The following is a 13,405-nucleotide window of genomic DNA, read 5'->3' on the forward strand; positions in this document are numbered from 1 at the left end:
GGAACAGTCGAAATGACCCTCAACCCGGCCCGGAACGGTCGCGAAAAGCTTCGACCATCAGGGGGTTAAGCCCGAGTTCGCTGAGCGCCTCGCGGGCGCGGGCATTGTCCTGGGCGCGGCCCGCGAGCCGGTGACCGGAGAGCCGGTCAGGCAGCGCGGTCAGCAGGGCGCCCTGGCCGAGCCGGCGCGCCCATTCCTGGAGGTCGTTGGAGAGGAAGCGGTAGCCGCCGACCGCCATGATCCCGGAGGGCGGGGCGGTGATGCAGATCGCGCCGCTGGGACGGTCGAGCCTCGCGGCATAGCCGGTGTCGACATAGTCGCGTGGTGGCTGCGCGATCAGGGTGTCGCCGACCGGCGGCGGCGGGGCGTAGGCAGCGATCGGCACCATCGGGCCGCGCAGCCCGAGCGTGCCCTTCGGCGTCAGCAAAATCTCGCCGGCGATCGACGAACCCGACTGCTCGCGCGGCGCGCCGTGCGGTCCCGGCATCACCGGCACCGGCATGCCGTCCTCGCCACGCCGGGCGCCGAACAATCCGGCCTCGCCGAACAGATAGACGTCAGTAAACGGCGCGTGCGGCGCGATCCATGCCTCGCTCGCCGCCACCTGCTCGGGGGCACGCCACAGACCGATGACGTTGCGCAAGGTCGGCATCCGCGCCGCCAGATCGGAATCGGCGAGCCGCTGGGCAAATTGCGCCGGTGCGATCAGCACGTCGCATTCGTGCGCGTTGATCTGCTGCTCCAGCACGTCGTTCTCGAACGGATGATGCAGCGCCAGCGTGCCGCCGCACAGCAGCCACACCGCGAGCGAGGAGGCGAGCCCTGCGAACGACATCGGCGTGAACGCCGCCATCACGGTCGCGCCCTGCCTGATGTCGGCTTCCAGCGACATCGCGAGCCCACCGGCGATCAGGCTGAAATGCGGCCGCGGCACCGGACGAAAGCCTTCCGCGGTGACGTCGAAGGAGATCATCGCCGCTTTGCGGCCATCCTGAATCACGGCGCGCGCGGTGCCGGGCGGACGGGCCTGCACCTCGTCGAGCGAGGCCATGCCTTCGGGCAGGTTGGTGCCGAAGCCGCAGACATGGCGAATCGAGAAGGCTTCCGCGGCCGCGTGCATTGCGAGATCGGCATAGCTGACGCCGTCGACCGTGCTCATGGTGACGATGGCGCGCGCCGCGGTGCGGTTCAGAGCGGCGGTCAGTTCTGCATGGCGCCAGAGCAGCGGCAGCACGGCAACGACGAGGCCGGCGCGATGGGCGGCAAGAACGGTGAGCACGAACTCGACCGTATTCGGCAGCTGGATGGCGATGACGGAATTGGCCGGCAGGCCTGATTCGACGAAATAGGCGGACAGCGCCTCGATGGCCGTATCAGCCTCGGCATAGCTCATCCGCCGCGGCTGGTGCCCGGTTACTCGGAACTTGTTCAGGGGGTCGAGCAGAGCGGTCGCGTGCGGCTGCCGCATCAGCGTGCGCTGAAACAGCGTGTCGAGCGTCGGCGATACGGCTGGCTGGTTCACGGCGTCACTTTGCTTGATGAGCTTGCGGCGGCCCCTTCGACCACCAGGTCTCCGGCAAATAGCCGGACAGCGAGGTGGCCTCTGGCCGTTCTATCCGATTCCAGCGCGCGATCCATTGCTCGGATACGTTAAACAGGGGGATTGTATAGAAACCGGAGATCAAAGCGCGATCGAGCGCCCGTACCGCGGATACGAAATCCGTATGTTCACGGGCTTCCAGCAGCGCGGCGATCATCGCGTCGATCGCGGGATCCCGCGCCCCCATGTAGTTGCGGGTGCCCGGATTGTCGGCGGCAGCGCTCCCCCAGTAGAAATATTGCTCGTTGCCGGGCGACAGCGACTGGTCCCAGCGGTTCTGGATCATGTCGAATTCGTAGGCGAGACGGCGCTGGTCGAACTGCACGGGATCGACCGATCGCACGCTCGGCTCGATGCCGGCGCGCCTGAGGTCGCGCTGGAAGGCAAGCGCGACGCGTTCCTGATCGCGGGTCGTGACCAGGATCTCGAAGGTGAAGGGCGCCTTGGTCGCGCGGTTGCGCAGCACGGTGCCGTCGAGATCGTAGCCGGCCTCCGACAACAGCTTCAGGGCCGCGCGTAGCGTGGTCCGGTCGCGGCCCGAACCGTCGGTCACCGGCAGGCGGTAGCTGCCGTCCATGATGTCAGGCGGGATCTGCGCGGCGAACGGCTTGAGCAGCTCGCGCTCGCGCGCATCGGCGGGATGGCCATACGCTGACAGATCCGAGCCAGCAAAATAGCCGGCGACGCGCGAGTAGAGGTTGAAGAAGTAGTTCCGGTTGACCAGCTCGAAATCGAACAGCAGCGTCAAGGCCTGACGCACGCGGATGTCGCCGAAGATGGGACGCCTCGTGTTGAACACCAGAAATTCGGAAGGTTGCGGCACGCCCGGCTTGAAGGTGTCGCGGATCACGTCGCCATTCTTCGCCGCGGGAAAGTCGTAGCCGTCGTGCCAGCGCAGCGGCTCGTGCTCGATGCGGAAATCATAGAGGCCGCGCTTGAAAGCTTCGAACTGGCCGTTGGCCTCGCGAAAATAGTCGAGCCTGATCTCGTCGAAATTGTAGAGCCCGCGATTGATGGGGAGGTCACGGCCCCAATAGTCGGGATTGCGGGTGAGCGTCACGCTGGCACCGGGCCTCACCGAGGTGACGCGATAGGGGCCTGAGCCGACCGGGCCCGTCAGCGTCGTCTCCTCGAAAGCCGCGACGTCGACCGCGTGTTTCGGCAGGATCGGCATCAGGCCGAGGATCAGCGGCAGTTCGCGGTCATTGGCTCCCGCAAGGTCGAAGCGAACGGTGAGGGGATCCAGCGCCTCGGCCTTTGCCACCTTGCCGTAATATTGCCGGTGGTTGGGGCGGCCGTGGTCGCGCAGCAACTGCCAGGAGAACAGCACGTCCTCGGCGCGGACCGGCTTGCCGTCCGAGAAGCGGGCGCGGGGATCGATGTGGAACGTGACAAAGCTGCGCTCGTCATCGGTCTCGACCGATCTGGCGAGCAGTCCGTACAGCGTGAACGGCTCGTCATTGCCGCGCGCGAGCAGACTCTCGACCACGTAGTTCCGCATCTGCTGCACGGCCAGTCCCTTGACGATGAACGGATTGAGGCTGTCGAACGTGCCGAGAACGCCCCAGGTCAGCCGGCCGCCCTTGGGGGCGTCAGGGTTGACGTAAGGCATATGGGTGAAATCGGCAGGCATCGCCGGCTTGCCGTGCATGGCGATGGCGTGGGCTTCCTCGGCCCCTGCGCCGCTGGCCGGGAGCCCCAAGGCGAAAGCCAGGATACAGAGGCGGACGCAAAGACCTTCAGGACGGCCCTCGAGAAGGCGCTGGAACATGAACATCTGCACACGTTGATTCGAGGACCGCAGGCCTGAATCCTATCACAGTGATTTTCCCCGGTGCGTACGCCAGCGCGCGGCCAAAGACGCTTGTCGGCATTGATCTTTTCGTCGGCCACGTTAAGAAGACGGGCAATCGCGCACGAGCGCCGAGCCGTCACTTATCCGCCTCATTTGACGGGGAGAGAGCCGCGCCCAACGTGGCCAGGCTCGGTGCGTCGAAGCGGTTCGGGCGCTTCCCGTTCAGAAAGGGTTTTCCGCAATGAATTTCCGTTACTTGGCCGCGTCCGTCCGGCCGCGCGGGCGACTTCTCGCCCTGTTGACGGCGACGGCGTTGGCCGTCCCGTTTGCCGCCGAGGCCCAGGCGCCCGCTCCGGGTGCGCCCGCGCCCAAGGCGGCTCCGAAGGCCGCTCCGAAGGCCGCCCCAAAGGCGCCGGCCCCGGCCGCTCAGGCACCCGCCCAGCCGGCTCCCGCCCAAGGCGCTCCGGCGCAGCAGGGCGCGGCCCAGCCGGCCGATCAGCAGATCCAGCTGATCTACGCCCCCTGGACCAAGTTCTGCCTCAAGGGTCAGGACGCCAACGCCAAGCAGGTCTGCTTCACCGGCAAGGACGGCCGTATCGAGTCGGGCCAGCCGGTCATCGCGGCCGTCATCATCGAGCCGGAAGGCGAGCCGAAGAAGATCCTGCGCGTGACGCTGCCGCTCGGCATGCAGTTGGTGCACGGTACCCGCATCATCGTGGACAACAATCCGCCGTTGCAGAGCCCTTATGTGATCTGCTTCCAGAACGGCTGCATGTCCGACTACGAGGCCACGCCCGAGTTCATCAACAACATGAAGAAGGGCCAGAACCTCGTTGTTCAGGCGATCAATGCCAACGGCGCACCGCTGACCTTGCCGCTGCCGCTCGCCGGCGAATTCCAGAAGGCCTATGACGGTCCGCCGACGGATCCGAAGGTGTTCGAGGAAACCCAGAAGAAGCTCCAGGAAGAGCTTCAGAAGAAGGCTGACGAGCAGCGCAAGAAGCTCGAGCAGCAGGGCACGCCGCCCGCCGGCCAGAAGTAATCGGGACCCGATCCCGGACATGAAAAAGGCGCTCGGTTTCGAGCGCCTTTTTTGCTGGCCAGTTGATGGCTGCGAAAACTCAGTTCAGCGACGGATTGCGCGGGCGATAGCCGCCGGTCTTGTCCTTGACGAAGATCTCGGCGACCTGGGAATGCCGGACCGGTTCGCCGGAATCGTCCGGCACGAGATTCTGCTCGGAGACATAGGCGACGTATTCCGACTCCGAGTTCTCCGCGAGCAGATGATAGAACGGCTGGTCCTTGTGGGGCCGCACCTCCTCGGGGATCGACAGCCACCACTCCTCGGTGTTGTTGAATTCCGGATCGATGTCGAAGATCACGCCCCGGAATGAGAAGATCCGGTGGCGCACGACCTGTCCGATCTGGAATTTGGCGGTCCGCGCTTTAATCATTCCCCGTCGATAGACCAGGATTGTGGCCGATGCTAGTGCCCTCTGGAATTAACCCGCGGGTGCGGGGCAGATAACCCCCCAATCTTCAGAAAACACTTCATCAATGGTCGATATCCTCAATCTAGCTCTACCTTATTTTGGCTTGATCTTCGTTGGTTTCGCCTGTGGCAAGGTCAAATCCCTGCCGGAATCGGGCCTCGCCTGGATGAACTTCTTCCTGCTCTATGTGTCGCTGCCGGCGCTGCTGTTTGCGATCATGTCGAAGACGCCGTTCTCGGAATTGAACAACCCGCCATTCCTGGTCGCGACCACGCTGTCGACCGTTGCGGCGTTCACACTCGCGCTGGTCGTCGGCAAGGTTCTCGGCGGGCTGACGCTGCGCGAGGCGACGCTCGCCGGGCTCTCCGGCGGCTACGGCAATATCGGATACATGGGACCGGGGCTAGCGCTCGCCGTGCTCGGGCCGAAGGCGTCGGCGCCGACTGCGCTGATCTTCTGCTGCGACAGCATCTTCCTGTTCACGATCGTGCCGCTGCTGATCGAGCTTTCCGACCGCGATCATCCCTCGATCGTGCATGCCTTCGGCGTCGTGCTGAAGCAGATCGTGCTCAACCCGCTGATCATGTCGGCCTGTTTCGGCGCGGCCTTCGCATCGCTGCATGTCGAGATGCCGGTCGCGCTCGATCGCACCATCACGTTCCTCCAGAACGCAGCCGCCCCGACCGCGCTGTTCGTGCTCGGCGTGACCGTGGCGCTCCGTCCGTTCGATCGGGTTCCGTGGGAAGTGCCGGGCGTGATCGCGATCAAGCTCCTGGTCCACCCGCTTGCAGCGTTCGGCCTGATGCTGGCGTTCGGCCCGTTCGCGCAGCCCTGGGCCGCGACCGCCGTGCTGATGGCCTCGCTGCCGCCGGCGCTGAACGTGTTCGTCATCGCCCGGCAGAACGACGCCTGGATCGAGTCCGCCTCCGTCGCGGTGCTGCTCGGGACGTTTGCGTCCGTGGTCACCCTGACCAGCGTGATGTGGGCGATCCAGACTGGCCGGTTGGCGTTTCCTTGAGCGGCGGCTACTTCCGCCAGGTCGGCGTCAGCCCCTCGCGCATTGCAAAACGCCGGAGCGGGCCGATCGCGCCGAGCAGGTGCATGCCGACCGCGCGGACCGGCTGGAGCGGCAGGAAATCGTTGAGCAGCGAGCGGTTGGCGATGTCGATCGCAAAGGTCCGGCTCAGGATGTCCGGACGCCGGGCCCGGTCGTAGCGCTTGAGCACGTCTGCTGCGCCGGGATCCTGGCCCGATGCGATGGCGTCGCCTGCAAGCCTCGCAATGTCGGCGGCATCGCGGAGGCCGAGATTGAGACCCTGGGCCCCGATCGGGGGAACCACATGGGCGGCTTCGCCGACCAGCGCGATGCGGTCGCGGCCGAAGGATTTGGGACGTTCGATCGCCAGCGGGAACAGATGGCGGCCCGGCTCGACCGTCATGCGTCCGAGGATCGAATGCGACTGCTTCTCGATCGCGGCGGACAATTCTTCGTCGGTCAGACAGCGAAGCCGCTCGGCGTCGGCAGGCGCCGAGACCCAGACGACGCTGGAGCGATCGCCGGGCAGGGGCACGAACACGCAAGGACCGTGCGGGGTGTGGAACTCGGTCGAGACGTTGCGATGGGGCCGCGCGTGGCCGACATTGAAGGTCAGCGCCGTCTGGGTCAGCTCGCGCCGCGTCACCGCGATGCCGGAGGCTTCGCGGCAGAGCGAATGCCGGCCGTCGGCGCCGACCACGAGGCGGGCCGAGAGAAATTGCGCAGCGGCGGTGCGGATTGCGACGTCATCGGCTTCGATGACGACAGTTTCGGCCTCGTCGTCGAAACGGACGAGATCGGGCAGTTCGGCCGCGCGCGCTTCCAGCGCCAGCATCAGCGAGCGGTTGTCGATATTGTAGCCGAAGGCATCGAGGCCGATTTCGTGGCAGGAGAACCGGACCTCAGGCGCGCGGAAGAGCCGGCCGGTGTCGTCGACGAGCCGCATGATTTCGAGCGCGGCCGCCTTGTCTTTGCAACGCGGCCAGACGTCGAGGCTCTCCAGCAGATCGACGGAGGCACCGAGTAGCGCCGTGGTTCGATTGTCGGCATAGGGCATGCGACGTGCCACCAGCGCGGTCCGTGCGCCCGCCTGCGCCAATGCGATAGCCGCGCTAAGTCCCGCCGGTCCGCCGCCGATTACGGCGGCGTCAAAGAGTGTCGATGCATCTGTCATGGAACGACATTGGACACGGCCCGCGGCAAATTCAAGCCCACTCATATTTCCCTGATTTTATGACGAATTGTGCAACCGGACGCCGCAATGGCTTATGTGCAAACCGGTGTCATTCTGATAGCAGAAGCCATGGACAGCCAAGAGGATTCCCTGAAGCCCAGGCCCGCGATCCGCGCCGCTGCCTTCTCGGTGCACATCTTCACCGCGTTCGGTGCGGCGATCGCGCTGCTGGCGATGCTCGAGGCCGTGCGCGAGCACTGGGCGGCGATGTTTCAATGGCTGGGCGTCGCCCTCATCATCGACGCGATCGACGGGCCGATTGCGCGCCGGCTCAACGTCAAGGACGTGCAGCCGAACTGGTCGGGCGACGTGCTCGATCTCGTGGTCGATTTCGTCACTTACGTCTTCGTGCCGGCCTATGCGATCGTGGCCAGCGGCTTGCTGCTGCCGGTCGCGGCACCCTTGCTCGGCGTCGCCATCATCGTCACCAGCGCATTATATTTCGCCGATCTGCGCATGAAGGCGGACGACAATCATTTCCGCGGTTTTCCGGCGCTGTGGAATGCGGCGGCGTTCTACCTGTTCCTGCTGCACTGGCCACCGCTGCTCTCGACGCTGCTGGTCGCAAGCCTGGTGGTGCTGACCTTCGTGCCGTTCCACGTGCTGCATCCGGTGCGCGTCGTGCGGCTGCGCTGGCTGACGATGTCGCTGATCGCGATCTGGGCTCTGCTCTCCTTCTACACGCTGCAGATGGACTTTCGCGTCGGCACCGGCGTGACTGTCGCGCTCTGCGCGATCGCGCTCTGGATCAGCTTCAGCGACGCATTGATACGGCTGACAAGATCCTTCGCATGATGCACCTGTTGACCAGCCCCGAAGCCTGGGCCGCGCTCCTCACTTTGACCGCGCTTGAGATCGTGCTCGGCATCGACAACGTCATTTTCCTGTCAGTGATCGTCTCGCGCATTCCCGAGAAGCAGGCGCACCGCGCCCGCCAGATCGGGCTCGCGCTGGCGCTGATCTTCCGCATCATCCTGCTGAGCCTCCTGGTCTGGCTGATCGGCCTGACCGCCCCGGTGTTTTCATTTTCGGGTTACGGCTTCTCGTGGCGCGACCTCATCCTGATCGGCGGCGGCCTGTTTCTGATCGCGAAGGCGACGCACGAGATTCACGGCGAGGTCGAAGCCGATGACGGCGAGGGCGGCGGGAAGCCCCCTGGCAACGCTTTCTTCTGGGTGATCGTCCAGATCGTGATCATCGACATAGTGTTCTCGCTGGACTCGATCATCACCGCGATCGGCATGGCGCAGGACCTCGAGATCATGATCGCGGCCGTCGTGATCGCCTGCCTGATCATGTACATTTCGTCCGGTCCGGTGTCGCGATTCGTCGCGGAGCACCCGACCACGAAAATGCTGGCGCTGGCCTTCCTGGTGCTGATCGGCGTCGCGCTGGTTGCGGACGGATTCCAATTCCACATCCCGCGCGGCTACATCTATTTCGCGATTGCGTTCTCGGCGGCGGTCGAGTTCTTCAACGTGCTGGCGAAACGCAACCGCAGGAAAACCGCCAAGCGGTCGGTCTAGGCGTTCCAGCCGGCGTCGAGTTGACAAGGCGGGCGCGATGTCTTTCGCTGGTCCGCCAGAAGAGGAGGTCAGGTGATGACCAAAGCCGTCCGTGTGCACAAGGTCGGAGGCCCCGAAGCCCTGGTCTATGAGAGCGTCGATGTTCCGGCGCCCGGCCCCGGCGAGGTGCGCATCCGCCAGCATGCCGTCGGCCTGAACTTCATCGACGTCTATTACCGCACCGGCCTCTACAAGGCGCCGGGGCTGCCCTTCATCGCCGGCAACGAGGCCTCGGGCGAGGTCGTCGCGGTCGGGCCGGGGGTGACGAATTTCCATCCAAGCGACCGCGTCGCCTACTACCACAATCTCGGTGCCTATACCGGGGAGCGTAACATCCCCTGGGAGCGGCTGGTCAAGCTGCCCGACCACATCACCTACGAGCAGGGCGCCGTGCTGATGCTGAAGGGGCTGACGGTCTGGTATCTCCTGCACAAGACCTTCAAGGTCGAGCCGCATCATCGCGTGCTGATCCATGCCGCGGCCGGCGGCATCGGCCTGCTCGCCTGCCAATGGGCGAGGGCCATGGGCGCCCACGTCATCGGCACCGTCGGCTCGCGCGAGAAGGCTGCGCTTGCCGAGGCCAATGGCTGCGACCATGTCATCCTCTACAACGAGGAAGACTTCGTCGCGCGCGTCAAACAGATCAGCCGCAACGAGGGTTGCGACGTGGTCTATGACGGCGTCGGCAAGGCGACGTTCCCGGGCTCGCTGTCCTGCCTGAAGCCGCGCGGGATGTTCGTCTCCTTCGGCAATGCCTCAGGCCCGGTGCCGCCGTTCTCGATCGCCGAGCTCAACACCCACGGCTCGTTGTTTGCGACCCGGCCCAAGCTCAACGACTATATCGGCACGCGCAAGGAATTGCTGGAAGGCGCCGACACGCTGTTCGCCGCCGTCATCAACGGCAAGCTGCACGTGCCGATCAACCATGCCTACGCGCTCAAGGACGCCGCCAAGGCGCATATCGATCTCGAAAGCCGCAAGACCACGGGCGCGTCGATCTTGAAGCCGTAGTACTTCCGGCATCATCCGCTCCCGTGTCCCGGACAAGCTGCAACGCGTAAGCGTTGCGGCGCAGAGCCGGGAGCCAGATGCGGCACACAATGTGGAGAGATGGGCCCCGGCTCTGCAGCGCACCGCCGAAGGGGCGCTGCGCTGCGTCCGGGGCACGAGACAGACCTTACGCCACGCGCCGTGCCGCGCCGGCCCTGGTCAAGATCCCGTCGAGACAATCGATCATCTCGGCGATCTCGGCCCGCGTGACGTTCAGGGCCGGCATGAAGCGCAGCGTGTCGACCTGCGGCGCGTTGAGGAGCACGCCGGCCTCGAACGCCTGTGCGACGATGCCGGGTGCGATCGGCAGCTTGAGGTCGAGCGCGAGCAGGAGCCCCCGGCCACGCACTTCGCCGAGCCCGTGCCGCGCCGAGACCTTCTGCAATTCGCTTTCGAGCAGCAGCCCGGTTTCGGTCGCGGTCTTCAGGAAATCCGGCTTGCTGACTTCATCGAGCACCGCCAGTCCCGCCGCGCACATGATCGGATTGCCGTTGAACGTGCCGCCCTGGTCGCCATGCTCGAAGCAGGCCGCGCGTTCGGTCGCGAGCAGGGCTGCGAGCGGCACGCCGCCGCCGATGCCCTTGCCGAGCGTCATGATGTCGGGCGCGATGGCTGTGTGCTCGTAGTGGAAGAGCTTGCCGGTCCGGCCCATCCCGGTCTGGATCTCGTCGAAGATCAAGAGGAGGCCGTGCGCGTCGGTGAGGGCGCGCAACTCCTGCAAGAACTGATCGGTCGCCGGCCACACGCCTGATTCACCCTGGATCGGCTCGAGCATCACAGCGACGGTGTTGTCGTTGATCAGCTTTTCGACCGACGCGATGTCGTTGAGCTTCGCCTTCTTGAAGCCGGCGACCTTCGGCTCGAACAGCGGCTCAAAGGCCTTCTTGCCCGAGGCCGACATCGTCGCCAAGGTGCGGCCGTGAAAGCCGCCTTCGAAGCTGATGATCTCGAACGCGCCACCTCTGTGGATGCTGCCATATTTGCGCGCGAGCTTGATCGCGCCCTCGTTGGCTTCCGCACCGGAATTGGCAAAGAACACCCGGTCGAACGCGCTGTTTGCGACCAGTGCCTGCGCGAGTTTCAGGCTGGGCTCGTTGTAGAAGGCCGGGCTTGGCGTCAGCAGCCGCTTGGCCTGCGCGGCAAGCGCGTCGGCGATCGCGGGCGGGGAGTGGCCGAGGCAGTTCACGGCCCAGCCCTGCACGAAATCGAGATAGCGCTTGCGGCTGTCGTCCCAGAGGTAGGAGCCGGCGCCGCGGACGAACACGGTTTTGGGCCGAGCGGTGATGTCCATCAACGCGTCATACGGATGGGTGGCGTTGGTCATGTCGAACTCCTCTTGAGGCGGGGGAAAGGGTGCGCGAACAGCAAAAAGGCCGCACCTTGCGGGTGCGGCCTTTTCGAAAACTTACGCTGAATTCAGTGCTTCAGCGGCGTCGTCGGACATGGCGCACCCTCTCATCGTCGCGGGAGCGACGACGGAGCATTTCGGTGCGCTGATGGGTCCGAGCATTGATCATGGGGCGCGGCAATACATGCGAATGGTGGGACTTGTCAAGCGGCGGTTTGCAGGACACACGCCCGGCGTGCATGGGGCAGGAGAGAGATGCGCGCCTTGAAACCATCACGTCTCTAGCGCGTTTGTGATCAGCGAACGCGAATTGGCTCGAACCGAACGCATGACGGTTCGGACCAAGAGGGGCGGGACCAACCAGATTGTTTTTAAAGCCTTGTCCGACACGCCTTATTCGATCGACCTCGACAGCATTCGCGGCGCGTTTCCGCCGGGTATCGAGGCGCCGCCGCTGTTGCTGGACTTCGCCGGCTGGCTGAAGGGACGGCCCTGGGGCAGCGTCGGCTGCTTCTCGCTGCAGGGCCAGTTTTCCGATCACGCCCCCATTGTCGACGGCAGTCCCTTGCGCGACAGGTTTTCGCTGTTCATGCGGCTGCCGGATGGCTCGGCTGTTGGCGGCTGGTATGGCGCGGGTCTCGACCGCGACAATCCGCCGATCGTGGGGCTTGGGTCCGAGGGCGATTACGCGCTGCTGGCGCCGAGCCTCGAGGGCCTGCTCGCAAAACTGACGTCGCAACAATTCGACAAGGCGTGGCACGATCTGCTGCCGCACGACGACGTCGAATGCCAAACGGTCGAGCTCGCGCAATGGCTCACCGGACGGCTGAGCGGGGAGACGGCGGCGCCCGATGACGATCCGTCGGAGTTGCCCGACTTTCGCGGCTTCATGGAAAAATGGAGCCGGGATCGCGAAGACTACTGGGCCAATCATCGCTTGATGGCCGAACTCGGCTGGCGCCTGGCCGCGCATCTGCCGAAGGGCAAGAAGCCCTGGGACAGGACGAGCTTCGAGATCGCAATCGTCGGCAGGCAATACCAGGCGCGTGTCCTGACCGGCGGGCCGCAGCTGTTCGAGGAAGCCGCTGCGATCGAATCCCTGCTGCGCGATCTGCGTGAGGAGATGCGGAAGGCGCAGCCCGAGCTCGGGCTCTGGTACGCGATGAAATTCGGGCTCCATGCCGACGGCCGGGTGATGCCAAACTTCGAATACGATCTGCGCCCGAGCATCGATGGCGAGCCTGCGAAACTATCCGAGGCGCAAGCCGATCTCGCCCGCGCACCGCGGCCGGAGCGCTGGGTGCCGAAATGGCTGGCGGGATCTTGAGGCTCGCAATCACGCGATGCCGCTGCCCAGCCGGCACGCCGAAATCTTTGCACCTTCGATCCCCCTTGACTTAGAGCGCGCTCGAAGGGGTATCTGTACATGCGTCAGTACGAGAACGGGCACACATGAAGATCGGCGACCTCGCAAAACGAACCGGCCTGTCGACGCACACGCTGCGCTATTATGAGCGCATCGGGCTGCTGCCATACGCCGACCGGGATCGCTCCGGCCAGCGCGACTTTGACGCATCGATCCTCACATGGATCGAATTTCTCGGTCGGCTCAAGACCACGGGAATGCCGATCCGGGACATGTTGCGTTACGCGGCGCTTCGTGACGAAGGCGACCCTACCGGCACAGGCCGGCGGCAGATCCTGGAAGTCCACCGGGAACAGGTGCGCACGCAGATTGCCGAACTCCAGGAATGCCTGCTCGTCCTTGACACCAAGATCGCCGGCTATGCCAGCGATGAACAGAGGACGAAGGAAAATGACGCACGCCTCAACACAAGACGAAAGCCGCTTCGATCGCGGCCAGCGGGCCCTGTCACGCATTGACGGCAGAGCTGGTGAAGCGGTCGTTGCCTCACTCGCCGACATTGCTCCGGATTTCGCACGATACGTGATCGAGTTTCCGTTCGGTGACATTTACTGCCGCCCGGACCTCGGCCTGCGCGATCGAGAGATCGCCACGATCGCCGCGCTGACGGCGCTCGGAAATGCCGCGCCTCAGCTCAAAGTGCATCTCGAGGCGGGTCTGAATGTCGGGCTGTCTCGCGACGAGATCGTGGAGATCATCATGCAGATGGCCGTCTATGCGGGCTTCCCGGCGGCGCTGAACGGGCTGTTCGCAGCCAAGGAAGTATTCGCCGCGCGTGACGAACAGCAGGCGTCGGAAGAAGCGAACGGCGGGCGTGATGTTGCTGTAGCTTAGGCGACGGCTCGCGACCTCTCCCAC

General features: G+C 64.9%; 13 protein-coding genes. 8 read left to right on the top strand and 5 right to left on the bottom strand.

Translation table 11 applies throughout. The features are described 5' to 3' along the window. Positions 1 to 19: 19 nt before the first annotated feature. Positions 20 to 1,522 carry an AMP-binding protein gene (locus tag AC0L21_RS26330; protein WP_473264654.1) on the bottom strand — a complete coding sequence of 501 codons (1,503 nt, stop codon included), beginning with the start codon at positions 1,520 to 1,522 and terminating at the stop codon, positions 20 to 22. A gap of 4 nt (positions 1,523 to 1,526) precedes the next feature. Then, on the bottom strand, positions 1,527 to 3,377 hold the full coding sequence (locus AC0L21_RS26335) for an extracellular solute-binding protein (RefSeq protein ID WP_473264711.1): 1,851 nt from the start codon (positions 3,375 to 3,377) through the stop codon (positions 1,527 to 1,529). A gap of 259 nt (positions 3,378 to 3,636) precedes the next feature. Here AC0L21_RS26335 and AC0L21_RS26340 point away from each other — a divergent pair, with 259 nt between their 5' ends. Further along, on the top strand, positions 3,637 to 4,437 hold the full coding sequence (locus AC0L21_RS26340) for an invasion associated locus B family protein (RefSeq protein WP_007610528.1): 801 nt from the start codon (positions 3,637 to 3,639) through the stop codon (positions 4,435 to 4,437). Positions 4,438 to 4,516: 79 nt separating this feature from the next. Here the strand turns inward: AC0L21_RS26340 and hspQ are convergent, their stop codons facing one another. Further along, positions 4,517 to 4,849 carry a heat shock protein HspQ gene (gene hspQ / locus AC0L21_RS26345; RefSeq protein ID WP_007590865.1) on the bottom strand — a complete coding sequence of 111 codons (333 nt, stop codon included), beginning with the start codon at positions 4,847 to 4,849 and terminating at the stop codon, positions 4,517 to 4,519. A 103-nt stretch (positions 4,850 to 4,952) separates the two neighbouring features. Here hspQ and AC0L21_RS26350 point away from each other — a divergent pair, with 103 nt between their 5' ends. Beyond that, positions 4,953 to 5,906: an AEC family transporter gene (locus tag AC0L21_RS26350; RefSeq protein WP_007610526.1), complete on the top strand. Its 954-nt coding sequence runs from the start codon at positions 4,953 to 4,955 to the stop codon at positions 5,904 to 5,906. 7 nt (positions 5,907 to 5,913) lie between these two features. On the opposite strand, the gene AC0L21_RS26355 is transcribed toward AC0L21_RS26350, so the two are convergent. Further along, the gene (locus AC0L21_RS26355) at positions 5,914 to 7,098 is read right to left on the bottom strand and encodes a UbiH/UbiF family hydroxylase (protein ID WP_473264655.1); all 1,185 of its coding nucleotides are present in this window, start codon (positions 7,096 to 7,098) and stop codon (positions 5,914 to 5,916) included. 87 nt (positions 7,099 to 7,185) lie between these two features. On the opposite strand from AC0L21_RS26355, the gene pcsA reads away from it, so the two are divergent. The 3 genes from pcsA to AC0L21_RS26370 all read left to right on the top strand — a co-directional run bounded on the left by pcsA (position 7,186) and on the right by AC0L21_RS26370 (position 9,734). Beyond that, a complete protein-coding gene (gene pcsA / locus AC0L21_RS26360) occupies positions 7,186 to 7,953 on the top strand; it encodes a phosphatidylcholine synthase (protein ID WP_473264656.1) in 768 nt (255 codons plus the stop codon). Then, a complete protein-coding gene (locus AC0L21_RS26365) occupies positions 7,950 to 8,684 on the top strand; it encodes a TerC family protein (RefSeq protein ID WP_473264657.1) in 735 nt (244 codons plus the stop codon). Before pcsA ends, AC0L21_RS26365 begins: the two co-directional genes overlap by 4 nt. A 75-nt stretch (positions 8,685 to 8,759) precedes the next feature. Then, positions 8,760 to 9,734: a quinone oxidoreductase family protein gene (locus AC0L21_RS26370; protein ID WP_473264658.1), complete on the top strand. Its 975-nt coding sequence runs from the start codon at positions 8,760 to 8,762 to the stop codon at positions 9,732 to 9,734. Between the two features lie 166 nt (positions 9,735 to 9,900). Here AC0L21_RS26370 and AC0L21_RS26375 read toward each other — a convergent pair whose 3' ends face one another. Then, positions 9,901 to 11,097: an acetylornithine transaminase gene (locus tag AC0L21_RS26375; protein ID WP_473264659.1), complete on the bottom strand. Its 1,197-nt coding sequence runs from the start codon at positions 11,095 to 11,097 to the stop codon at positions 9,901 to 9,903. Positions 11,098 to 11,500: 403 nt separating this feature from the next. Here AC0L21_RS26375 and AC0L21_RS26380 point away from each other — a divergent pair, with 403 nt between their 5' ends. The 3 genes from AC0L21_RS26380 to AC0L21_RS26390 all read left to right on the top strand — a co-directional run bounded on the left by AC0L21_RS26380 (position 11,501) and on the right by AC0L21_RS26390 (position 13,381). After that, positions 11,501 to 12,448, top strand: a complete 948-nt coding sequence (locus AC0L21_RS26380; protein ID WP_473264660.1) for a hypothetical protein — start codon at positions 11,501 to 11,503, stop codon at positions 12,446 to 12,448. Between the two features lie 125 nt (positions 12,449 to 12,573). Beyond that, on the top strand, positions 12,574 to 13,005 hold the full coding sequence (locus AC0L21_RS26385) for a MerR family transcriptional regulator (protein ID WP_473264661.1): 432 nt from the start codon (positions 12,574 to 12,576) through the stop codon (positions 13,003 to 13,005). Continuing rightward, positions 12,938 to 13,381, top strand: coding sequence for a carboxymuconolactone decarboxylase family protein (locus AC0L21_RS26390; protein WP_473264662.1), 444 nt, complete (start codon positions 12,938 to 12,940; stop codon positions 13,379 to 13,381). The genes AC0L21_RS26385 and AC0L21_RS26390 overlap by 68 nt, the downstream gene beginning before the upstream one ends. Positions 13,382 to 13,405 lie beyond the last annotated feature (24 nt).

This window comes from Bradyrhizobium sp. WSM4873 (assembly GCF_055811355.1).

Bases quoted from the DNA above. Each gene is read 5' to 3' on its own strand.
- AC0L21_RS26335 (WP_473264711.1), bottom strand. From the start codon at position 3,377: ATGTTCATGTTCCAGCGCCTTCTCGAGGGCCGTCCTGAAGGTCTTTGC.
- AC0L21_RS26340 (WP_007610528.1), top strand. From the start codon at position 3,637: ATGAATTTCCGTTACTTGGCCGCGTCCGTCCGGCCGCGCGGGCGACTT.
- hspQ (WP_007590865.1), bottom strand. From the start codon at position 4,849: ATGATTAAAGCGCGGACCGCCAAATTCCAGATCGGACAGGTCGTGCGC.
- AC0L21_RS26350 (WP_007610526.1), top strand. From the start codon at position 4,953: ATGGTCGATATCCTCAATCTAGCTCTACCTTATTTTGGCTTGATCTTC.
- AC0L21_RS26355 (WP_473264655.1), bottom strand. From the start codon at position 7,098: ATGACAGATGCATCGACACTCTTTGACGCCGCCGTAATCGGCGGCGGA.
- pcsA (WP_473264656.1), top strand. From the start codon at position 7,186: ATGGCTTATGTGCAAACCGGTGTCATTCTGATAGCAGAAGCCATGGAC.
- AC0L21_RS26365 (WP_473264657.1), top strand. From the start codon at position 7,950: ATGATGCACCTGTTGACCAGCCCCGAAGCCTGGGCCGCGCTCCTCACT.
- AC0L21_RS26370 (WP_473264658.1), top strand. From the start codon at position 8,760: ATGACCAAAGCCGTCCGTGTGCACAAGGTCGGAGGCCCCGAAGCCCTG.
- AC0L21_RS26375 (WP_473264659.1), bottom strand. From the start codon at position 11,097: ATGACCAACGCCACCCATCCGTATGACGCGTTGATGGACATCACCGCT.
- AC0L21_RS26385 (WP_473264661.1), top strand. From the start codon at position 12,574: ATGAAGATCGGCGACCTCGCAAAACGAACCGGCCTGTCGACGCACACG.
- AC0L21_RS26390 (WP_473264662.1), top strand. From the start codon at position 12,938: ATGACGCACGCCTCAACACAAGACGAAAGCCGCTTCGATCGCGGCCAG.